Annotated in this window: 17 protein-coding genes; 13 read left to right on the top strand and 4 right to left on the bottom strand. The window is 76.9% G+C overall.

Translation table 11 applies throughout. The annotated features are described in order from the left end of the window. The first annotated feature begins 65 nt into the window (after positions 1 to 65). Both ACQEVU_RS18100 and ACQEVU_RS18095 read left to right on the top strand, forming a co-directional pair. Complete coding sequence (locus ACQEVU_RS18100) at positions 66 to 3104, top strand: FtsX-like permease family protein (protein ID WP_433324909.1); 3039 nt, start codon at positions 66 to 68, stop codon at positions 3102 to 3104. Further along, positions 3101 to 6082, top strand: coding sequence for an FtsX-like permease family protein (locus tag ACQEVU_RS18095; protein ID WP_433324907.1), 2982 nt, complete (start codon positions 3101 to 3103; stop codon positions 6080 to 6082). Before ACQEVU_RS18100 ends, ACQEVU_RS18095 begins: the two co-directional genes overlap by 4 nt. A 3-nt stretch (positions 6083 to 6085) precedes the next feature. Here the strand turns inward: ACQEVU_RS18095 and ACQEVU_RS18090 are convergent, their stop codons facing one another. Then, a complete protein-coding gene (locus ACQEVU_RS18090) occupies positions 6086 to 6949 on the bottom strand; it encodes a hypothetical protein (protein ID WP_433324905.1) in 864 nt (287 codons plus the stop codon). Positions 6950 to 7096: 147 nt separating this feature from the next. Here ACQEVU_RS18090 and ACQEVU_RS18085 point away from each other — a divergent pair, with 147 nt between their 5' ends. From ACQEVU_RS18085 to ACQEVU_RS18075, 3 genes are all read left to right on the top strand, one after another. Continuing rightward, positions 7097 to 8044 (top strand): cation diffusion facilitator family transporter, encoded by a 948-nt coding sequence (locus ACQEVU_RS18085; protein WP_433324903.1) that lies wholly within the window; start codon positions 7097 to 7099, stop codon positions 8042 to 8044. A 215-nt stretch (positions 8045 to 8259) separates the two neighbouring features. Beyond that, positions 8260 to 9399 (top strand): hypothetical protein, encoded by a 1140-nt coding sequence (locus ACQEVU_RS18080; RefSeq protein ID WP_433324901.1) that lies wholly within the window; start codon positions 8260 to 8262, stop codon positions 9397 to 9399. 261 nt (positions 9400 to 9660) lie between these two features. After that, positions 9661 to 10851, top strand: a complete 1191-nt coding sequence (locus ACQEVU_RS18075; RefSeq protein ID WP_433324899.1) for a sugar efflux transporter — start codon at positions 9661 to 9663, stop codon at positions 10849 to 10851. Positions 10852 to 10864: 13 nt separating this feature from the next. Here ACQEVU_RS18075 and ACQEVU_RS18070 read toward each other — a convergent pair whose 3' ends face one another. Continuing rightward, positions 10865 to 11716: a lytic transglycosylase domain-containing protein gene (locus ACQEVU_RS18070; RefSeq protein ID WP_433324897.1), complete on the bottom strand. Its 852-nt coding sequence runs from the start codon at positions 11714 to 11716 to the stop codon at positions 10865 to 10867. Positions 11717 to 11838: 122 nt separating this feature from the next. Between ACQEVU_RS18070 and ACQEVU_RS18065 the strand changes: the two genes are divergently transcribed. The 5 genes from ACQEVU_RS18065 (at position 11839) to ACQEVU_RS18045 (ending at position 16655) form a co-directional block, all read left to right on the top strand. Further along, the gene (locus tag ACQEVU_RS18065; RefSeq protein ID WP_433324895.1) at positions 11839 to 12864 is read left to right on the top strand and encodes an MGDG synthase family glycosyltransferase; all 1026 of its coding nucleotides are present in this window, start codon (positions 11839 to 11841) and stop codon (positions 12862 to 12864) included. Beyond that, complete coding sequence (locus ACQEVU_RS18060; protein WP_433324893.1) at positions 12861 to 13577, top strand: polysaccharide deacetylase family protein; 717 nt, start codon at positions 12861 to 12863, stop codon at positions 13575 to 13577. The genes ACQEVU_RS18065 and ACQEVU_RS18060 overlap by 4 nt, the downstream gene beginning before the upstream one ends. Beyond that, the gene (gene galE / locus ACQEVU_RS18055; protein ID WP_433324891.1) at positions 13574 to 14539 is read left to right on the top strand and encodes a UDP-glucose 4-epimerase GalE; all 966 of its coding nucleotides are present in this window, start codon (positions 13574 to 13576) and stop codon (positions 14537 to 14539) included. The genes ACQEVU_RS18060 and galE overlap by 4 nt, the downstream gene beginning before the upstream one ends. A gap of 145 nt (positions 14540 to 14684) precedes the next feature. Next, positions 14685 to 16052, top strand: coding sequence for a sensor histidine kinase (locus ACQEVU_RS18050; protein ID WP_433324889.1), 1368 nt, complete (start codon positions 14685 to 14687; stop codon positions 16050 to 16052). A 57-nt stretch (positions 16053 to 16109) separates the two neighbouring features. Beyond that, positions 16110 to 16655, top strand: coding sequence for a hypothetical protein (locus ACQEVU_RS18045; RefSeq protein WP_433324887.1), 546 nt, complete (start codon positions 16110 to 16112; stop codon positions 16653 to 16655). Positions 16656 to 16662: 7 nt separating this feature from the next. Here the strand turns inward: ACQEVU_RS18045 and ACQEVU_RS18040 are convergent, their stop codons facing one another. Both ACQEVU_RS18040 and ACQEVU_RS18035 read right to left on the bottom strand, forming a co-directional pair. Beyond that, on the bottom strand, positions 16663 to 17355 hold the full coding sequence (locus ACQEVU_RS18040) for a hypothetical protein (protein ID WP_433324885.1): 693 nt from the start codon (positions 17353 to 17355) through the stop codon (positions 16663 to 16665). Continuing rightward, on the bottom strand, positions 17352 to 17663 hold the full coding sequence (locus ACQEVU_RS18035) for a PadR family transcriptional regulator (RefSeq protein ID WP_433324883.1): 312 nt from the start codon (positions 17661 to 17663) through the stop codon (positions 17352 to 17354). The genes ACQEVU_RS18040 and ACQEVU_RS18035 overlap by 4 nt, the downstream gene beginning before the upstream one ends. Positions 17664 to 17757: 94 nt before the next feature. Here ACQEVU_RS18035 and ACQEVU_RS18030 point away from each other — a divergent pair, with 94 nt between their 5' ends. From ACQEVU_RS18030 to ACQEVU_RS18020, 3 genes are read left to right on the top strand one after another with little or no spacing between them, the layout of a single operon-like run. After that, a complete protein-coding gene (locus ACQEVU_RS18030; protein ID WP_433324881.1) occupies positions 17758 to 18612 on the top strand; it encodes a hypothetical protein in 855 nt (284 codons plus the stop codon). Continuing rightward, positions 18609 to 19331, top strand: a complete 723-nt coding sequence (locus ACQEVU_RS18025; protein ID WP_433324879.1) for an ABC transporter ATP-binding protein — start codon at positions 18609 to 18611, stop codon at positions 19329 to 19331. Before ACQEVU_RS18030 ends, ACQEVU_RS18025 begins: the two co-directional genes overlap by 4 nt. Then, positions 19318 to 20136 (top strand): ABC transporter permease, encoded by an 819-nt coding sequence (locus ACQEVU_RS18020; RefSeq protein WP_433324877.1) that lies wholly within the window; start codon positions 19318 to 19320, stop codon positions 20134 to 20136. The genes ACQEVU_RS18025 and ACQEVU_RS18020 overlap by 14 nt, the downstream gene beginning before the upstream one ends. The last annotated feature ends 14 nt before the right edge of the window (positions 20137 to 20150 follow it).

Raw genomic sequence — 20150 nt, 5'->3', positions numbered from 1 at the left:
GCCGCGCACCGCCCGCACCGAAAGCGGGAGAGCGCTCTCTGCGCGCAGCCGGTAAGGTCCCGCCCATGCTGCGACTGGTGATCGGCGCGCTGCGGCGACGCGGCGCGCAGAGCCTGGCCGTCTTCGCCCTCGCCGCGCTCCTCGTCGCCGTGGCCGCCGCCGGGCCGCTCTTCGACGCCGGCGCGGCCGAGCGCACCACCGCCGCCGACCTCGCCGACGCCCCCGCCGGGCAGCGGCTGCTCTCCGTGCACCGGCCCGCGGCCACCGGCGAGGACCCGGCCGCCGCGCTCGCCGACTTCCGCGCGGCCGCCGAGCGGGTGCTGCCCCCGCCGACCGGGCCGGTCACGCTCGGGCTCGTCCAGACCCTCGCCGCCACCGTCGACGGGTTCGGCAGGCTCGTGCCCGTCGCCTACCGCGACGGCGCGTGCGACCACATGCGCCTCGACGGCGCCTGCCCCCGCGCGCCCGGCGAGGCCGCCGTCAGCCGCGGCGCCGCCGCCTCGCTCGGCGTCAAGGCCGGCGACGAGCTGCGCCTCACCGCGCAGCGCTCCGGCGGCGGCCCGGCCGTCACCCTGCGCGTCACCGGCGTCTACGACCGCGACGACCCCGGCGGGCAGTGGTGGGCCGACCCGATGTTCTCCCCCGGCCGGATCGTCGCCGGCGACGAGACCGTCGACCCGGTCTTCGTCCCGATCGGCGCGTTCACGGGCATCCTCGGCGCGCCCGCCGCCGTCTACGCCGTCGAGGCGCCACGGGCGCTGCTCACCGCCGGGCTCGACGCCACCGGCTACGCGCTGAAGGCCGCCGGCTTCGACTACGCCGGGCCGCCCCAGCAGCTGCTCGAACGGATCGCCGCCGACCGCACCGCCACCCGCCGCGGCGTGCTCGCCGGCTGGGTGCAGGCGCTCGTGCTGTGCGCTCTCGCGCTGGGCATCGTCGGCCGCTACACCGCCCAGGACCGCCGCCCCGACTACGCCCTGCTGAAGCTGCGCGGCGCCGCCCGGGCCCGCATCTTCCGGCTCACCGTCGCCCAGCACCTGCTGCCGATGCTCGCCGCGCTGCCGGTCGGGGCCGGGCTCGGCTGGGCCGCGGCCCGCCTCGCCGCCGGTGCCGCCGCGCCCGCCACCGCCTACCCGGCCGCCGCGGTCACCGCCGCCGTCGCCGTCACCGCCGGCCTCGCCCTGCTGGTGCTGGCCGACCTGCCCCTGCTGCGCGCCGGCGTCGCCGAGCTGCTGCGGCGCGCCCCCGCGCCCGGCCGGCGCGGCGCGGCCCTGTTCGACCTGCTGCTGGTCCTCGGCGCCGCCGCCGCGCTCTTCCAGCTGCGGGCCCAGGCCCCGGCGGCGGTACCGTCCGGGCTCGGCCTCGTCGCCCCCGTCCTGCTCGCCTTCGCCGCGGCCGTGCTGCTGGCCCGGCTGGTGACGGCCCTCGCCGGGCGGGCCGGGCGCGCGGCACTGCGGGCCGGGCGGCTGCGGGTGGCCCTGGCCGCGCTGCAGTACCACCGCCGCCCCGGCATCGACCGGATCTTCGCCGTCGTCACCGTCGCGGTCGCCCTGCTCGGCCTGGCCGGCCAGGACCTGCTCGCCGGCCGCGACGCCCGCGCCGAACGCACCGCCGAGGAGCTCGGCGCCGCCCAGGTGCTCACCGTGCGCGCCGCCGGGCAGAGCGCGCTGCTCAGCGCCGTGCGGTCGGCCGACCCGACCGGCCGCGCCGCGATGGCCGTCGCCGTCGACGACACCGCCGCCCCGCCGATCCTGGCCGTGGACGCCGCGCGGCTGGTGGCGGTCTCCGGGGGTACCACTGCGGCGCTTTCCGACGCCCTGAACGCGGCCCGTGCCGCACTGCCCGCCCCGCCGGAGCCGCTGCCGGCGGTCGGCGGCACCGGGCTCGTCGCCACCGTCGTCAACCACGCGCCGGCGCCGCTGTGGCTGGAGGTCCAGCTTGCCCACGCCGGCACCGGCGCGCTCGTCTCCGCGCGGCTCGGCCCGATCGCGCCCGGCGAGCACGACGCCGCCGCCCCGCTCGCCGGCTGCGCCGCCGCCCCCGGCTGCCGGCTCGTCGGCCTCACCCTCACCGGGCCGCCCGGCACCGGCGGCGCCAAGCCTGAGGCCCCGCCGGCCGGCGCCGAGCTCGTCATCCGCGGGCTGCGCCAGTCCGGGCCCGACGCGACCGTGCTCGACGGCGCCCGCCTCGGCGACCCCCGCTCGTGGCGGGCCGCGCTGAGCGGCGCCGCCCTCGTCGTCGCGCCGCGCCGCCAGGCGCTGACGCTGCGGGTGCCGCAACCGCCGCCCTCGGACGACGAGGAGGGGACGACGACCGTCGTCAAGCCCGACACCCACGCGTACGTCGTGGACAGCCCCCTGCCGATCCCGGCCGTCCTCGCCGGTGACGCGCCGCGGGCCTGGTCGTCGGACGAGCCGTCCACGACGATGTTCGGCACGCACGGGGTACCGCTGCGGCCCGCCCCCGCGCCCGCCGCCCTGCCCGCCCTCGGCCGCACCGGCCTGCTCGTCGACCTCGACGCCGTGCGCAACGCCGTGCCCGGCGCCACCGTCCCCGGCACGCTGCAGGTCTGGGTCGCCGCCGGCGTCTCGCCCGCCGCCGCCCGCGCCCTGGTGCAGCGCCTCGCCGCGGCCGGCGTGGACGTCCTCGGCACCGAGACCGCCGCCGAGCACACCGCCCGCCTGGCCGAGCAGGGCCCCGCGTTCGCCGCCCGCTTCCGGCTGCTGTCCGCGGCCGCCGGCCTGCTGCTCGCCGCGGTCGCCGCCGGCGTCGCGGTCGGCGTCGAGCGGCGGGTCCGCGCCGCCGAGCAGCGCGCGATGCGGGCCCAGGGGCTGCCGGCCCGCACCGCCGTCGGCGCGGCCGCCGGCGGCCAGGCCGCGCTGCTCGTGTTCGGCGCCCTCGGCGGCGTGCTCGTGGCCGTCCTCGCCGGCCGGCTCGCCGGCGGCCCGGTCGCCGCGTTCGTCGACGACTGGCGCCCCGCCGCGCCGCCGCCGGCACTGCACCCGGCCGCGCTCGCCCTCGCCGCGCTGCTCAGCCTCGCGATCCTCGCCGCCGCCTCCGCGGGCGCGCTGCGCACCGGCGACGCCAAGGGGTACCAGCGATGATCGGGCTCGTCCTGGCGATGCTGCGCAGCCGGCGCGGGCAGGCGCTCACCCTGTTGCTGCTCACCATGCTGGCCGTCGGCGCGACCGTCGCGGTGCCGGCCTACCTGCGGGCCGTCGACGCGGCCGTGGTGCGGGGCGAGGTCGCCGCGGCCACGCCGGCCGAGCGCTCCATCACCGTCAGCGCCCTCGCCGACACCCGCGGCCAGGCCGCCCAGTCGGACTTCGACAGCGTCGCCGGCGCCCTGCTCGACCAGCCCGGCTTCGACCACGTCTACGCGGCCGAGTTCCACGTCCTGGGGCTGGAGACCGGCGGCGACCTCAGCTCCCGGGCCGTCTACCGCCAGGACGTGTGCGCGCACCTGCGGCTGCTGAGCGGGCGCTGCCTGCTCGGCTCCGGCGAGATCCTGGTCGGCGACGGTACCGCCCGCCGGCTCGAGCTGGCCGCCGGCGACCGGGCGACGGTCACCTACGCCCGGATCGTCCCCGGCGGGCTGACCGCCGGGGTCACGTTCACGCCGGACGGTCCGCCGGCCGAGGTGACCATCGCCGGCATCTACCGCCCGGCCGACGTCCGCGACCAGTACTGGGGCGCCCACGACTACTTCGCCGCCGGCCCCACCGGCGAGCCGGCCGAGCCGGTCTTCACCGACCCGGCGACCGTCGGGCTGCTGCGGCCCAAGCAGGTGACGGTGACGCTCGACGCGACCGCCGGGCCGGGCCCGTTCGCCGACGTGGCGGCGCTGCGCGCCCAGGTGGCCGCGCTGCAGCAGCGGGCCCGGCAGGTCAGCGGCGAGTACCAGGTGAGCACGGGCCTGCCGGCGCTCATCGACCGGGTGGAGCAGAGCCGGGCGCTGGGCCGCCGCAGCGTGCCCGCGGGCGCGGTGCCGCTGCTGCTGCTCGCCTACCTGGCGCTGTACCTCGCGGTCGACTACGGCTCGGAGGGGCGCCGCCCGGAGCTGGCGGTGGTGGCGCTGCGCGGCGCGCGGTGGTGGCACCGGCTGCTGCTGGCCACCGGCGAGACGGTGGCCGCGATCCTGTGCGGCGCCGTGGCCGGGTTCCTGGCCGGGCGCCTCGCCGTCGGCTCGCTGGTCGCGTGGCGTCTTCCCGGCATCGGCACCCCGGTGCTCACCCTCGACGGCGCCGGTTATGCGGCCGCGACCGCCGCCGGCGCCGTCCTCGTCGCCGTCGCCGCTCAGCGCGCTCACCTGGCCCGCCCGGTCGCCGAGCTGCTGCGCCGGGTGCGGCTGCGCGCGTCGCTGGGCTGGCGGGCCGGCACCGTCGTGGCGGTGCTCGCCGCCGGGGCGGTGGTGCAGCTGTTCACCAGCGGCGGCCGGCTCGACGGCGTCGGCATGCTCGCCGCCGCCCTGTGCATGGTGGCGCTCGCCGTCGGCTGCGCTCACCTGCTCGCCCCGGCCGCGCGGGCGGTCGGCCGGTGGGGGCTGCGCCGGGGCCGGCTGGGCGTGGCCCTGGCCGCGCTGCAGGCCGGCCGCCGCCCGGCCGCGCAGCGGATGCTGCTGCTGCTCACCGCGGCCGTGGCCGTGCTCGGCTACGCGGTCAGCGCCACCGACGTGGCCGCCCGGGACCGCGACCTGGCGGCCCGGATCGGCACCGGCGGCGCGCGGGTGCTGTCGGTCGGCCCGGTGACGCGCCAGCAGCTGCTCTACGCGGTGCACCGCGCCGACCCGCAGGGCCGCTACGCGATGGCGGTGGCGCAGCTGCCGCCGGGCGCCCCCGGCGAACCGTCGAAGCTGGCCGTCGACGCGGCGCGGCTGCCGGCGGTGGTGCCGTGGCTGCCGCAGTACGGCGGCGTCGACCCCGCGCAGATCCCGGCCCTGCTGCACCCGCCGGCCCGCGACCCGGTGGTCCTCGACCCGGGCCCGGCCCGCTTCGACGTGGACGTGCGCAGCGCCGGCAACGAGCCGGTGCGCGTCAAGGCGGTCCTGACGTCGGTGACCGGCCGCGGCTCGGCCGTGCTGGATCTCGGCGCCGTCACCACCGGCCCGTACACGCTGCAGAAGACCGACGCGGTCTGCCGCGACGGCTGCCGCCTGGCCGCGCTCAAGTTCGGCACCGACCGCCTCGGCGGCGCGGCGGTCGACGCGCAGATCACGCTGCGCGGCCTGTCGGCGGCCCGGGCCGACCTGGCTGACGCCGCGCACTGGCGCGCCACGGGCGGCACCCTGACCGCGACCGGCGACGGGCTGCGCTTCGCGATCTCGGGCGTGCTCACCGGCGGCGCCTGGATCCAGCCCGCCGACGCGCCCTATCCCCTGCCGGTGCTGGCGACGGTACCGCTGGGTCCCCGCCTGGCGGGCCTGGACGACGTCCCCACCGAGGTGCGGGAGGCGGGCCGGGCGGCCGCGCTGCCGCGCCTGGGCACCGTCGGCGCGATCGTCGACCTCGAGTACGCCGACCGGATCTCGGCCGACGGCGGCGGCGCCCGGTTCCCCGAGGTGTGGCTGTCCGCCGACGCCCCGCCGGACCTCCGGTCGCGCCTGAGCGCCGCCGGCCTGATCGTCACCGGCGAGCGCGACCCGGCCACCGCGCGGGCGCGCCTGGACGCCGAGGGCCCGGCCCTGGCCCTGTGGTTCCACCTGTTCACGGCGGCGCTGGCGATCCTGCTCGCCGCGGGCGGCATCACGATGATCGCCGCCGTCGACCGGGCGTCGCGCGCGGCCGACCAGGCGGCGCTGCGGCGGCAGGGCCTGCCGCGGCGCACCGCCCGGCGGGCCGCCCTGTGGACGTACCCGTTGCTGGTCGTGGCGGCCGGCGTACTCGGTCTGGTGGTGTCGCTGGCCGTGTGGCGGCTGACCGGGTGGGCGCTGCCGATCTTCGGCGCCCCGGCGGAGCTGCCGGCACTGCCGCTGCCGACGTGGCCGGTCACCCCGGCGCTGCCCGCGGCCTGGCTCGGCTGCGTGGCCCTGCTGACCGCGGTCGCGGCCCGGGCCGGCGCGCCGCCCGCCCGGGCCACGCCGTGACGATCACGCCGTCGAGTCGGGCTGCAGGTAGATGTGGCGGGCGGAGGGGACGAAGTCGCGGATGTGCGCGCGGGCGCGGTGCAGGGTCTCCGCGACGTCGGCGTCGGCGGGCAGCCCGACGCGGGCGGTGACCATGAGCTCGTCGTGGGTGACGTGGACGACGTGCAGCTGGGCGACGGAGCGGATGTCGGCGGCGAGCAGGGCGAGCTCGATGCCGTCGGTGTCGGCCGCGCGGGCCGGGGCGAGCACGGCCAGACCGACGAGCCGAGCGGCGAGGAGCAGGTCGACGCCGGTGATCGCGGCGGCGACGGTGCCCGCGGCGACGGTGTCCCAGAGCCGGGTATGGCTGACGTGGCAGGCGGCGACGCCGGCGAGCGCGGCGAGCGTCGCCGTCGCCGCGGCCACGTGCACGACGATCGTCAGCGAGGCCCGGATGTGCGGGTTGTGCCGCAGGTAGGCCCGCCAGGACGCGTGCCCGCGGTCCTGCTGCGCGGCCCGCAGCACCACGATCGCGGCACCGAGCTGGACGGCGAACGCGGCGGCGAGCTCGAGGCGGGCGGTGCCGGACGGCCCGACGCACGGGATCGGACCGGCCGGGGTGACCGCCGCCCACACGACGGACAGCGCGGCCGGCGTGGACACGGCCACACTCGCCATCAACGGCAGCAGGAGCCGGTCCCGCCGGGCGGCGCGCGCCGCGGCCGGGATGACCGGACGCGGCAGCTGGGTCACCAGGCCGGCCACGGCCAGGGCCGCCACCGCCAGGATCATGGTCGCGGTGGTCGCCGCGTACGCGGCGGCCAGCAGCGCGGTCGCGGCGGCACCGCAGCCGAGACTGGTGGCTCGGACGGTCGCTGTGGTGCGCACCCACCCATCTTGACCGATGGCGGCCGGCACCCCGGCACCGCCGGGGCCTTCTGCCGGCGTCGGCCGGAGCTGCGGGTGTCTGCGACACTGGTGATCGACTCGAGGCCCGTCCGGCGCCCGGGCAGACGATCGTGGAGGTTGGTGTCGGTGGCGGCGGAAGGTGGCAGTACCCGGGCGGTGCTGACAGCATTGGCGGCAAACCTGGGCATCGCGGTGAGCAAGGGCGTCGGCGCGTTGATCACCGGGTCGTCGTCGATGCTGGCCGAGGCGGTGCACTCCCTCGCCGACACCACGAACCAGGCGCTGCTGCTCGTCGGGGGGCGGCGGGCGAAGAAGGCAGCCGACGAGCAGCACCCGTTCGGCTACGCCCGCGAACGCTACATCTACGCGTTCATCGTCTCGATCGTGCTGTTCACCCTCGGCGGGCTGTTCGCACTGTACGAGGGCTACCACAAGATCCTGCATCCGAAGGACCTGGACAACCCGCTCGTCGCCGTGATCATCCTGGTGATCGCGGTCGGCCTCGAGGGCTACGCGCTGCTGACCGCGGCGAGGTCCGCGAACGAGACCCGCGGCAACCGGACCTGGTGGCAGTTCATCCGCCACGCCAAGGCCCCGGAGCTGCCGACGATTCTGCTCGAAGATGCGGGCGCGGTCACCGGCCTCGTCGTCGCGCTGCTCGGCGTGGGGTTGAGTGTGCTGACCGGCAACGCGGTCTTCGACGGCATCGCCACGCTCGTCATCGGCCTGCTGCTCGTTGCGATCGCCTGGATTCTCGCGATGGAGACCAAGAGCCTGCTCGTCGGTGAGTCCGCGTCGAAGGCGAACATCGCCAAGATCCGCGAGGCGCTGCTCACCGAGGCGCTCTTCGACCGGGTCGTGCACCTGCGCACCATGCACCTCGGCCCGGACGAGCTACTCGTCGCGGTGAAGGTGACCGTCGCGGCGGGCACCGTGGCCGAGGACATCAGCGTCGCGACGAACAGCGCCGAGGCCCGGATCCGGGCGGCGGTGCCGATCGCCACGCTCATCTTCGTCGAGCCCGACATCTACCAGCCGCAACCCGGCACGGTCGCCAAGTCCGGCATCGCCTGACCCCGGCCGAGGGCAACGACGCGGCCGGGGTGGGCGTTGCGCGGCGCGGGCACAGCCATGCGTGCGGGCTCGGTCGATCGGCCAGACTTCGCCGGGGCGGGCATCGATCGATGGATTGCCGGCCGCCGGCACGGCCCGCGCCCGCTACGGTCACCGCCATGCCCTTCGCCCGATTCGCTCGATTAGCCCGAAACCTACGATTGTCGTGGCGCCGGTTGCCGGTCCTCGCCGGCGTGCTCGCGGCACTGTGCGCGGTGCCGGCGGCCGCAGTGGTGGTTTCCGGTACGGCGTCGCCGGCGCCGTCGTTCGACGGGCCGGTCTACGCGGTGGCCTACCGCGGCTCGACGGTGTACGTGGGTGGCGCGTTCACCGCCGCCGTCGTGGGCGGGCACCGGGTGCCGCGGCTGCGGCTGGCCGCGTTCGACGCGGGCACCGGCAACCTGCTGAGCTGGGCGCCGAGCGCTGACGCGACCGTCCGGGCGCTCGCCGTGGCCGACGACACGGTGTACGCGGCCGGCGACTTCGGCACCGTCGGCGGCGCGGCCCGGCAGCGGCTCGCCGCGCTGGACGCCGGCAGCGGCACGGTCACGGGGTTCCAGCACCGCATCGCCGGGCAGCCGGCGACCCTGGCCACCGGGCACGGCCGGCTGTACCTGGGCGGCCGGTTCACCGCCGTCGACGGCGCCGCCCGCGCCAACCTCGCCGCGTTCACCCTCGCCGACGGCACCCTCGACACCGGCTGGACGCCCGGCACCGACGACACCGTCGCCGGCCTGGCCGTCACGACGACCCGGGTCTACGCCGGCGGCGGGTTCCATCGCGTCAACGGCACGCCCGCGCTGCGCCTGGCCGCGCTCGACCCGGCGACCGGCGCGGCGGAGCGCGGGTTCCGGCCGAACCCGCCGGCGGTCGTGCTGGGCGTCGCCGCCACCGACGGCCCCGACCCGGCCCCGTCGTTCGTCGCGGTGGCGATGGGCGGGCAGGGCGGCCGCGCCGCCGCCTACACCCCGTCCGGCGCGCTGAGCTGGCAGCGGGTGTTCGACGGCGACGTGCAGGCCGTGACGGTCCTGGACGGGATCACGTACCTCGGCGGGCACTTCGACGCGGCCTGCACCACCACGCGCAACAAGGCCCGCGGCATCTGCACCGACGGCTCGGCGGTCCGGGTCAAGCTCGCCGCGGTCGGGCCGTCCGGGCAGCTCACCGACTGGGCGCCGCAGGCCAACGGCATCGTCGGCGTACGCGCGCTGGCCGCCGGCCCGGTCACCGGCACCGTCACCGCGGGCGGTGAGTTCACCACCATCGGCGGCATCGTGCAGAAACGCGTCGCCGTGTTCGGCCGGCCCCCGGCGTGAACCGGGCCGGACCCGTACGCACGCCGCCCGTTGAAACTTGCAACGGTGCGCGTCCTGGACAGCGGTGCCGGCCGAGCGGGAATCGACCGCTGCGCGCTGGTGAGCGGCAGACGCCATCGATGAACAGCCATTGCGGAGCGCGCGGACGGAGTGACGGTGACGTTGGTGAGCTGGTAGCGTCCCCGGCGCGCCCGGCACGGCAGGTACCGCCGTCGATGCCGCTGTGGCGGGCGCTGCTGCCGTCGCGATCCAGGGATGTGGATGCAGATGGTCTTCGGCGCGGGGCGCGTGGTCGAGGCGAAGCTGCCGCACCTGCTGGTCTGCGTCCTCCTGCTGGGCATTGCCGACTCCATGATCGGGCCGTATCTGGTGCTGTTCGGTGCGGACCGGGCGCGCCTGTCTCCACTTCAGGTAGGCGTATTCCTCTCCGTCATCGCCGTCAGCGGCCTGTTCGTCACGCCCTGGCTCGGTCGCCGGTTCGACCGCGGTGCCGGCCGGTGGCCGGCGTTGGTCGCCGTGCTGGCGCCGGCCGTCGGGTACCTCGCGCTGAGCACGACCACCAGGTACGCCCTGCTGCTGGTCATCGGGGCGGGCCTGCTCGGCGCCGGCCTGGCGGCCTTCTCACAGGTGTTCGCGCTGGCGCGTACCCACCTGGACCGGGCGTCCGGTGGCGCGCCGGGACGCGGAACATTGGCGCTGCGGTCGGTGTTCTCGCTGGCCTGGGCCATCGGCCCGATCCTCGGGTCGGCGGCGCTGGCGTGGCGGGGATATGGCGGCCTGCTCCAGCTGACATCCCTGGCGTTCGCGCTGATCACGGTACCGCTGCTGCTATTGGGCGCGACGCCGGTCGCACCCCGGTCCGCGCCGCAGTCGCGGACGCCGTCCTGGCTGCGGCGGCCGGTGCTGTTGGTGGCGGCCAGTTTCACGCTGTTCAACACGGCGATGTGCGCCGGCTCGGTCGCGCTGCCGCTGTACGTCACCCGTACCCTGGCCCGGCCCGACCAGGACGTGGGGCTGCTGGCCAGCACGGGCGCACTGGCGGAGATACCGGCGGCGCTGAGCCTGATCCTGCTGCCGGCCCGGGTACGCCAGCAGCGGGTGATCCTGCTGGGCATGCTGCTGTTCGTGGTGTACTTCGCGCTCGTCCCGGCCGGCTCCAGCCTGCCGCTGCTGCTCGCTGCCCAGGTGGCCCGCGGTGTGGCCATCGCCGCGGTCAACGCGCTGGGCATCACCTACATCCAGGACCTGATGCCCGAGGCCACCGGCCGCGCGACGGCGCTGTTCGGCAACGCGTTCATCACCGCATCGCTGGTCTCCGGGCTCGTCGCGGGCGCGACCGCGCAGGCGCTCGGATACCGGGCGGCGCTGCTGCTGTGCGGTCTGATCAGCGCCGCGGGCTGCCTGCTGCTGATCAGCGCCCGGCCGGCGCCACGTCAGATCGCCTCCGGCTGATGGCTTCCTCCGCTCAGGGCACGCAGGGGCAGTTGGTCATCAGCGCCTCGACGTTGTCGACGTAGCGCTGGTTGGGGATGCCCGCCCGGCCCTTCGTCGGATCGATGGCGCCGGGCCCGTAGTTGTACGCCGCCACGACGCTGTCCAGCAGCGACACGCCGCCGGCCGGGGCCGGGACGGTCAGGTCGTAGCTGGCCTGGTAGTAGGCGTCGCCGAAGTACTTCACGAGCCAGGCGAGGTACTCTCCGCCGATCATGACGTTGCCGTTGAGCGTGTTCAGGTCGTACGAGGTCTCGAACCTGGTGTTCATCCAGGTGGCCGTGGCGGGCATGATCTGCATGGTCCCGATGCCGCCGTCGCACGCGACGATCGTCGACTGCCAGCCGCTCTCCTGCCAGGCCACGGCGTACAGCAGCCGGGCCGGCAGCCTGATCGACGGCGCGCTCACCGGCCAGAACTGCTTGGCCGCGGCCGCGTCGAGGGCCGAACGCACGTCGGCCGCCGGCGCCTTCGGGCCGGCGTAGGTCGGGCAGCTCGCGCCCGGCGCCGGCGAGCTGGGCGGCGCCGCGGGCGGATGCGGGGCCGGGGGCAGCGGCTGGGAGACCTTGGCCGGGTCTTTCGACGGCACGACCGGCGACTTGCTCGTGGACGGCCGGCGCGACGGCGTCGGGCTGTGGCTCGCCGACGGCGCGGCCGCGGCCGGCCCGAGCGCGGCGACCGGCTCGGGCGCGACGGTCGTGGACTCGGCCGGCTCCGCCTGGCCAGGCCCGTCGTTGTTGTGTCCGCCGCAGGCCGCCAAGGCCAGCATGGCCGTCGCGATCGTGATACCCAGCGCTGCCGCCCGTTTGCCCCCGCCACCGGTCATGAACGTGAATCTAGACCGTCCGGCCGCGGCCGCGTGCAGGCGGGGTGTTCAGCAATCCTTCAGGTCGGCGCGACCACCATCCCTGCATCCGGGCACCGGCCGGGGTCGACAAGGGAGGTCAGATGCACCGGCTTCCATCCGTGCACATCGTCTCGGGCAGTTTCGGCGCCGGCCACGACGGCGCCGCCGCGGAGCTCGCCCGGCGGCTGCGGGAGCACGGCCACACCGTGCATCGCCACGACTTCGTCGACGTGCTACCCGGCCGCGCCGGCGTGCTGCTGCGCGGCCTCTACCGTCGCCAGCTCACGTACGCGCCGCGCAGCTGGGGATGGCTGCTGGCGCTCGGCGGGCCGGCCACGGGGCTCACGGTCGCCGCCGACGACGCGATGCTCGCCGCCGTCGGGCCGGACGCGGGGCTGGTCGTCTCGACGTACCCCCTCGCCAGCCAGGTGCTGGGCCGCCTGCGCCGGCAGGGCCGGCTGCACGCGCCCGTCGCGACCTACCTCACCGACCTGTCCGTGCACCCGGCCTGGGTCGCCGGCGGCGTGGACGTGCACCTGGCCCTGCACGAGGACGCGGCCCGGCAGGCCAAGGAGCTCGGCGCGACCGACGTGCGGGTGGTCGCGCCCGCGGTACGGCCGGAGTTCGCCCGGACCGGGCCGCCTCCGGCGGGGCTGCCGGCGCGCGGGCCGCGGGCGCTCGTCGTCGCCGGGGCCTGGGGCGTCGGCGCGGTCGAGCGGGCCGCCCTCGACATCGCCGGCACCGGCCTGGCCGTGCCGGTCGTCGCGTGCGGCCGCAACGACGCGCTGCGGCGGCGGCTCAACCGCTCCGGGCGGGTCGCCGCGCTCGGCTGGGTCGACGACATGCCGGCCCTGCTGCGCGCCTGCCACGTCGTGGTCCAGAACGCCGGTGGGCTGTCGTCGCTGGAGGCCCTGACCGCGGGGGTGCCGGTCGTGACGTACCGCTGCCTGCCCGGGCACGGCGCCACGAACGCCGAGGTCCTCGACCGCATCGGGTGGGTGCCGTGGCTGCGCGACCGGGCGAGCCTCGCCGCCGGGCTGCGGGCCGCGCTCGGCCGGGGCGACCGGTTCACACCCTCGCCGGTACTGCCCGAGACGGTCCTGACCGAGCTGGCGGTGACCGCATGAAACGCGCCCTCGCCGCCGTCACCGTCGCCGGGCTCGCCGCGCACGCGCTGCCGGCGCTCAGCTCGTTCGCGCCCGGGCGGCGCGCCCTGCTGCCCGGGCTCGCCGGCACCGGGGCCCCCGATCACATCGCGCTCACGTTCGACGACGGGCCCGACCTGGAGTCGACGCCGAAGTTCCTGCGGGTGCTGGACGACTACGACGTACGGGCGACGTTCTTCCTGCTCGGCTCGATGCTCGACCGCGACCACGGGCTCGGCCGGGAGCTCGTCGCCGCCGGGCACGAGGTCGCCGTGCACGGCTGGTTCCACCGCTGCCTGCTGTGGCGGGCCCCGCGCCCGACGTACGACGACATCGCCCGGGCCCGGGACCTCGTCGGCTCGCTCGGCGGCGGGGAGCCGCGCTGGTACCGCCCGCCGTACGGGGTGCTCACCACGTCCGCCCTCGTCGCCTGCCGGCGGCTGCGGCTGGAGCCGAAGCTGTGGACCGCGTGGGGCCGCGACTGGCGGGCCGGCGCCACGCCGGAGTCGATCGTCGAGGACGTGACGAGCACGCTCGTCGGCGGCGGCACGATCCTGCTGCACGACTCGGACTGCACCTCGGCGGCGGGCTCCTGGCGGCGTACCCTCGACGCCCTCCCCCGGCTGATCAACTGGTCCCGGGCCCGCGGGCTGCGCCTCGGCCCGCTCGGCGAGCACGACACGGTGCGGCCGTGAGCTGGCTCGTCACCGGTGGGGCCGGGTACATCGGCGCGCATGTGGTCGCGCGGCTGCGCGCCGCCGGCGAGCCCGTCGTCGTCCTCGACGACCTGTCGACCGGCGACCCGGCCCGGCTGCCCGCCGACGTGCCGCTGGTCGTCGGCGACGCCGGGGAGCCGGCGCTGGTCCGCGCGGCCCTGCACCGGCACGGCGTCACCGGGGTCATGCACCTGGCCGGCAGCAAGTCGGCGCCGGAGTCGCTGGGCCGCCCGATCCGCTACTACCAGCAGAACGTCGGCGTCACCGCGGCCGTGCTCGAGGCGATGGTCGCCGCCGGCGTCTCCCGGCTCGTGTTCTCCTCCTCGGCCGCCGTCTACGGCCACCCGGAGACGCCGACGGTCGCCGAGGACGCGCCGGCGCGGCCGCTCAGCCCGTACGGGATGACGAAGCTCGCGGCGGAGCAGCTCATCGCCGCCGCCGGGCGCGCGCACGGCATCTCGTGGATCGCCCTGCGGTACTTCAACGCCGTCGGCGCCGCCGCCGTGCATCTCGGGGACCGCGGCACCACGAACCTCTTCCCCCTGGCGTTCGAGGCGCTGCGCACCGGCTTGCCGCTCACCGTGGCCGGCACGGCGCTGCCCACCGCCGACGGCAGTGGCGTGCGCGACTACGTCCACGTCGCCGACCTCGCCGACGCCCACGCGCGCGCCGCGCGGCGCCTCACCGGCGACCGCCACGCGCACGTGTACAACGCCGGCGCCGGCCGCGGCCACTCGGTCCTGGAGGTGCTGCGCGCCGTCGCCGAGATCGCGGGCGCGCCGGTGCCGACCCGGGCGGGTCCGCCGCGGCCGGGGGACGCGCCGGAGGTGGTCGCCGCGATCGACCGGATCGCCGCCGACCTGGGCTGGCGGCCGCGCCACACGCTGTACGACTGCGTCGCCTCGGCCTGGCTGGCCCGCGCCGCCGCCGTGCCCGCCTGAGCGTGTCCCGCACTTCTGACGGACCGCGGCGCGGCAACGCCGGGAGGCGGTTCAGCGTTCCTTCAGGCCGCCGCGGCGAGCATGCAAACGTGGACGACTTCACCGGGCAGGCACTCGCCGACGTGCGGCCCGCCGTCGTGCCCGCGTGATCGGGCGCCGGCTGCGCGAGCGGCTCGGGGTGCGGATGCGCTCCGCGCTGGCCGCCGCGGCCGTCGTGGCGATCGCGTCCGTCCTCAGCGGCATCGCGCTGGTCGTGGCCGCCCGCATCATCCTCGACCAGAACGTCGACCAGTCCACGTCGCAGCGGGCCGCGCAGGTCGCCGACGCGCTCGGCGCGGGCGGGGCGGGGCTCACCGCGGCGCTGCGCCCGTCGCCGCACGACCGCACCATCGTGCAGGTCGTCGACGAGCGCGGCCGGGTGATCGCCGCGTCGGCGCTGATCGGCGGCGCCGGGCCGATGTCGCCGTTGCGGCCCGCGGCCGGGGAGACCGAGCGGGAGCGCCGGCGGCTGGCCGCCGACCACGACGAGACGTTCCAGGTCGTCGCCACCGGCGTCGCGACCGCGGACGGCCTGCGCACCGTCCTCGTCGGACAGTCGCTGGACGAGGTGAACGACGGCACCGAGGCGACCATCGGGGCGCTGGCCGTGGGCATGCCGGTGCTCACCGTCGTCGTCGGCGTGGCCACGTTCCTGTTCGTCGGGCGCACCCTGCTGCCGGTGGAGGCGATGCGCCGCCAGGCCGACACCATCACCGCCGAGAACCTGCACACGCGGCTGCCCGTGCCGGAGACGGCCGACGAGATCGCCGCGCTGGCCGCCACGATGAACACCATGCTGGACCGGATCGAGGACGCCACCGCCGCCCAGCGGCGCTTCGTCGCCGACGCCAGCCACGAGCTGCGCAGCCCCCTCGCCACCATCCATGCGGGCCTGGACATCCTCGAGCGCACCGAACTGCCCCCGCACGCGTTCGCCCACGTGCAGCGCATGCACCGCGAGAGCGGGCGCATGGCCGCGCTCATCGCCGACCTGCTGCTGCTGGCCCGCGCCGACGAGTCCGGGCTGCGGCTGCGCCGCGACGACGTCGACCTCGACGACCTCGTGTACGCCGAGCGCGACCGGACCGCCGCCGAGTACCCGCATCTGCGCCTCGAGACCCGCGCGGCGCCGACCCGCGTGCAGGGCGACGCGCAGCACCTGCAGCGCGCGCTGCGCAACCTGCTCGACAACGCCGCCCGGCACGCCGCCGCCCGGGTGAGCATCGAGCTGTACGGCAACGACGCCCACGCCGAGCTCATCGTGAGCGACGACGGCCCCGGCATCCCGGCCGCCGACCGCGAGCGGGTCTTCGACCGCTTCGTCCGCCTCGACGACGCCCGCTCCCGCGACGGTGGCGGCACGGGCTTGGGCCTGGCCATCGCCCGCGACATCGTCAACGGCCACGGCGGCACCCTCACCGCCGGCGAGGCGGCCATCGGCGGGGCGGCGCTGCGCATCCGCCTGCCGTACTGAACCGGCCGCCTCTTATTGGGGAAGCCCCGCCGGCGGGCCGTCGCCGACCATCCAGGTATGAAACTGCGCAGGTTTGCCCTGGTGGTCATCGCACTTGTCGGCCTGGCCGGGTGCGACGGCAGCGGCGGCGGGGCGCCGGCCGCGACGACCGGCGGTCCGCAGAGCCAGCGGCAGGCGCTGGCCGCCGCGGCCCAGTGCATGCGCGACAACGGGCATCCGGACTGGCCCGATCCGGTCCAGAACGGGAACGGCGACTGGGTGTTCCCCGACTCGGCGCCCGACGTGCCGCCCGCGCCCGCCTGCGCGGCACTGTTCAGGACCGCCAAGGGCGGCGGCGCCGGCCCGTCCCGGCGGCCGCTGAGCGCCGCCGAGATCGCGCAGGCGCGCACGTGGTCCGCCTGCATCCGCGAGCACGGGGTGCCCGGCTGGCCGGATCCGGACGCGGACGGGACGATCGACCCGCCGGCCGCGCTGCTGCCGCTGGAGAGCAATGAGGCGTACCTGCGGGCGCTCCCGGAATGCCGGTCGGTCGAGCCGCCGAACGGGCCGCGGCTGCCCCCGCGCAGCGCCGGGCCCGGCGACGCCACCAAGCCGCCGCAGTAGCGCGGCCTCAGGCGGCGGGCCGGTGCAGGTTGCGGCCGGCCTGCAGCGTCACGGCGGCCAGCAGGGCGAACGCGGCGGTCGCGGCGAGGGTGCCGGCGGTGGCCGCCTGGACCGCCGCGACGGCCAGGCCGGCCCCGACGAGCAGCAGGGCCGCGCGCAGCCGCCGCGTCGTCGGCGCGACGCACGTGCGCAGCACGCGGGCGACCAGGGCGCACCCCCGGATCGCGACGAAGGCGAGGGTCGCCCAGTAGTACGCGAACGGCGCCGGGCCGCCCCCGACGCCGCCCCAGGCGAGCGCGAACATCCCGGCGACGGCGGCGGCCGGGGCGGCCATGATGCGCACCGCGTCGGCGAGCAGCGAGCGCAGCGCGCGCCACCGCGGCGGCGGCAGCGGGGCCGCGACGAGCACCCCGGCGGCGAGCGCCGGCAGCCACAGCGGCCGCGGCCCGGGCTCGGCGGCCCGCAGCACCAGCATGGCGGCGGCGGTGACCCCGGCCAGGGCGACGGCGAGGACCCGCCGGGTCTGCCCGGCGGCGCTCTCCGGCCAGTCGCTCGGGTGCAGCCAGAGCCGCAGCGCCCCGGCGACGGCGTCGGCCCACGAGCGGGGCCCGGCCTCGGCGACCTCGCGGCCGATCTCGGCACCCCACCGCTCGCGAACGGCGGGCGGGTACAGCGCGACGATCACCCCGGGCGCGCTCATGCCGGCTCCACGCCGAGCGCCCGCAGCCCGGCCCGCGTGACGCGCGAGAGCTGCTCGAGCTCCGCGCGCAGCGAGGACCGGCCGGCGTCGGTGATCCGCATCGTGCGCTGCCGCTCCTGCCCGTCGCCGTCGTCGGCGACGGGCTCGATCAGCCCGCGCGCCTCGAGCCGGGTGAGCGCGCCGTAGAGGCTGCCGGGACCGAGCTTGCGGCCGGTGAGCGCCTCGATCGCGGTGTTGATGGCGTACCCGTGGCGGGGCCCGTCGGCGAGCACGGTGAGCACGACCATCTGGGCATCGGTGCTGTACATCGGCCTCCCATCCTTCCCGAAGAATACTACCCGCCTCGTACTACTTGCCTCGTACTACTTGCCTCGTACTACGAGGCGCGTACTATTGGGCGGCATGAGACCCGCGATCGTGGCGGCGCTCGGGTCGGCGGTGCTCTTCGAGGCGCTGACCGTGCTGGCCACCCACGACAAGTCGATCCGCGCCGTGAGCCCCTGGCAGGACGACCCGTACGACGTGCTCGTGTCCTTCGCCCTGTTCGCCGTCCCCATGCTCGCGGCGGCCATCGCCCTGTGGCGGGCACCCGGCGCCGCCGATCGGGCCGCCGCCGCGCTGACGGCCCTGGTCGGCCTCACCGTGGCGGCCGAGTGGGCCGCCGTCGCCGTCCGGGCGCACGCCGAGGCCTGGAACCGCTGGACGGCGGTGCTGGTGGGCGGGCTCGCCGTACAGTCGCTGCTGACCCTGACGGCCGGTGTCCGGCTGTGGCGGCACCGGTCGCCACACGCGACCACCGGCGACGGCCTCGAGTACGTCGCCGGCCGCCTGGTGCCGCCCGCCGGCCTCGCCTGGATCCGCGCCCATACCAGCGCCGTCTTCGTGACGCTGAGCCTCCTGGCCGCCGCCGCCATGGTCGGCGCGCAGGCGGTCGGCGAGGGCTGGACCGACCCGCTGCTCATCGGGTGGGCATTCACCGTGTCGGCGACGTCGAACTACGCGTTCTGCGTGGTCAGCAACGCCGTGGCCGGGTTCATCACCCGCCCGCCCATCACCCGCGCCGAGCGGATCGTCATCGCCGGCACCCTCGGCCTCCTGCTCACCACCGCGTTCCGCGATCCACTGTGGACGGCCGTCACCGGCGGCCCGGTCACCACCGTGCCGGTCCTCGTGACCCTCACCGCCGGCGCCGGCCTGGCCGCGGCGGCGCTCACCGCCGCCGCGCTGGCGGCCCGCCCGAACGGAGGCTCCCGATGATCCTCGTCGACTCGCTGTCCAAGCGCTACGGCCGGCACACTGCCGTCGACCGGCTCAGCTTCACCATCGAGCCCGGCCAGGTCTGCGCGCTGCTCGGCCCGAACGGCGCCGGCAAGACCTCCACGATGCGTGTCCTGGTTGGACTGTCCACACCGGACGAGGGCCGGGTCAGCATCCTCGGCGAGCCGATCAGCCTCGGCGCCGCGGTCCTGCGCCGCGTCGGCGTCCTGATCGACGGCCCGGCGTTCGTGCCGCACCTGAGCGGCCTGGCCAACCTCCGCCTGCTGTGGTCGGCGACCCGCCGCGCCTGGCCGCCACCGGCGCTCGACGACGCCCTGTCCCTGGCCGGCCTCGGCACCGCCCTGGACCGGAAGGTCCGCAAGTACTCGATGGGCATGCAGCAGCGCCTCATGCTCGCCCAGGCCCTGATGCGCGCCCCCGACGTGCTCGTCCTCGACGAACCGGCCAACGGCCTGGACCCCGCCGAGGTCCGGGCGCTGCGCGGCCACCTCACCGGCCTGGCCGAGCGGGGCGCGACGGTGCTGCTCTCCAGCCATCAGCTCGCGGAGGTACAGCAGGCCGCCACCCACGCCGTCGTCATCGACCGCGGCCGGCTCGTGGCCGCGAGCCCCCTCGCCGACCTCCTCGGCGCCGGCCGGTCCCTCGAGGACGCCTTCCTGTCGCTGACCGAGAACGGAGACCCGGATGCTGCGCGTTGAGCTGACCACCCAGATCCTGCGGCTGCGCACGCTGATCGCGCTGGGCGGCGTGGCCGCCGTGCCGATCGCCGCCGGCCTCGCCACCGCGTCCTCGGCCGGCACCCGCCACCACAACCAGGACGGCCTGTTCGGCGCCTCCACGTACTCGGCCCTCAACCATGCGATGGCGAGCCTGCAGTTCACCGGCCCGCTGCTGCTGCCGGTCGTGGTCGCGCTGCTCGCGAGCGCCGTCGCGTCCTCCGACCGGGACTGGGGCGTGCTGCGGTACCTCTACGTCGCCCCCGTCACCCGCGGCCGCCTGCTGGCCGGCAAGCTCGCCGCGGTGCTGACCGTCACCGCCGCGGCCGTCCTCTGCGACCTCCTCGCGGGCGTCCTCGTCGGCCTGGCCGTCTTCGGCTGGCACCCGTTCCACGTCATCGGCGCCCCCGACCTGTCCACCACCGCGGCGCTCACCCGCGTCCTGGCCGCGACGGCGTACCTGACGCTGTGCATGCTCAGCATCGCGGCGATCGCCTTCACCCTCGCCATCCTGCTGCCCCGCGGCGCCGAGGCCGTCGCCGCCGCGATCGCCTTCGTCGTCGTGGCCAGCATCCTCAACGGCCAGGCGGCCACGCACGGCTTCCTGCACGCCGTCGCGGTGGTGCTGCCGGTCCACTACTGGCAGAGCTGGCCGGGCCTGCTCGAGCGCGCCGGCGCCGAGCACGTGCCCGCCCTCGGCACCGGCGTCGCCGTACAGCTGGCGGTCATTGCCGTCTGCACGGCCCTCGCCGCACTCGTGCTCGCCCGCCGGGACCCGGCGGCCTGACCGTCGGCGACGGT

Source organism: Dactylosporangium sp. CA-139066, assembly GCF_050936175.1.
Classification (GTDB): Bacteria; Actinomycetota; Actinomycetes; order Mycobacteriales; family Micromonosporaceae; genus Dactylosporangium.
The sequence above is the reverse complement of the archived record's forward strand: the minus strand, read 5'-3'. Positions and strand labels throughout refer to the sequence as shown.

What these genes read in the sequence shown, in the direction of transcription:
- ACQEVU_RS18100 (WP_433324909.1), top strand. Translation starts at nt 66, where the DNA reads ATGCTGCGACTGGTGATCGGCGCGCTGCGGCGACGCGGCGCGCAGAGC.
- ACQEVU_RS18095 (WP_433324907.1), top strand. Translation starts at nt 3,101, where the DNA reads ATGATCGGGCTCGTCCTGGCGATGCTGCGCAGCCGGCGCGGGCAGGCG.
- ACQEVU_RS18075 (WP_433324899.1), top strand. Translation starts at nt 9,661, where the DNA reads ATGCAGATGGTCTTCGGCGCGGGGCGCGTGGTCGAGGCGAAGCTGCCG.
- ACQEVU_RS18045 (WP_433324887.1), top strand. Translation starts at nt 16,110, where the DNA reads ATGAAACTGCGCAGGTTTGCCCTGGTGGTCATCGCACTTGTCGGCCTG.
- ACQEVU_RS18025 (WP_433324879.1), top strand. Translation starts at nt 18,609, where the DNA reads ATGATCCTCGTCGACTCGCTGTCCAAGCGCTACGGCCGGCACACTGCC.
- ACQEVU_RS18035 (WP_433324883.1), bottom strand. Translation starts at nt 17,663, where the DNA reads ATGTACAGCACCGATGCCCAGATGGTCGTGCTCACCGTGCTCGCCGAC.
- ACQEVU_RS18060 (WP_433324893.1), top strand. Translation starts at nt 12,861, where the DNA reads ATGAAACGCGCCCTCGCCGCCGTCACCGTCGCCGGGCTCGCCGCGCAC.
- ACQEVU_RS18065 (WP_433324895.1), top strand. Translation starts at nt 11,839, where the DNA reads ATGCACCGGCTTCCATCCGTGCACATCGTCTCGGGCAGTTTCGGCGCC.
- ACQEVU_RS18040 (WP_433324885.1), bottom strand. Translation starts at nt 17,355, where the DNA reads ATGAGCGCGCCCGGGGTGATCGTCGCGCTGTACCCGCCCGCCGTTCGC.
- ACQEVU_RS18070 (WP_433324897.1), bottom strand. Translation starts at nt 11,716, where the DNA reads ATGACCGGTGGCGGGGGCAAACGGGCGGCAGCGCTGGGTATCACGATC.
- ACQEVU_RS18030 (WP_433324881.1), top strand. Translation starts at nt 17,758, where the DNA reads ATGAGACCCGCGATCGTGGCGGCGCTCGGGTCGGCGGTGCTCTTCGAG.
- ACQEVU_RS18020 (WP_433324877.1), top strand. Translation starts at nt 19,318, where the DNA reads ATGCTGCGCGTTGAGCTGACCACCCAGATCCTGCGGCTGCGCACGCTG.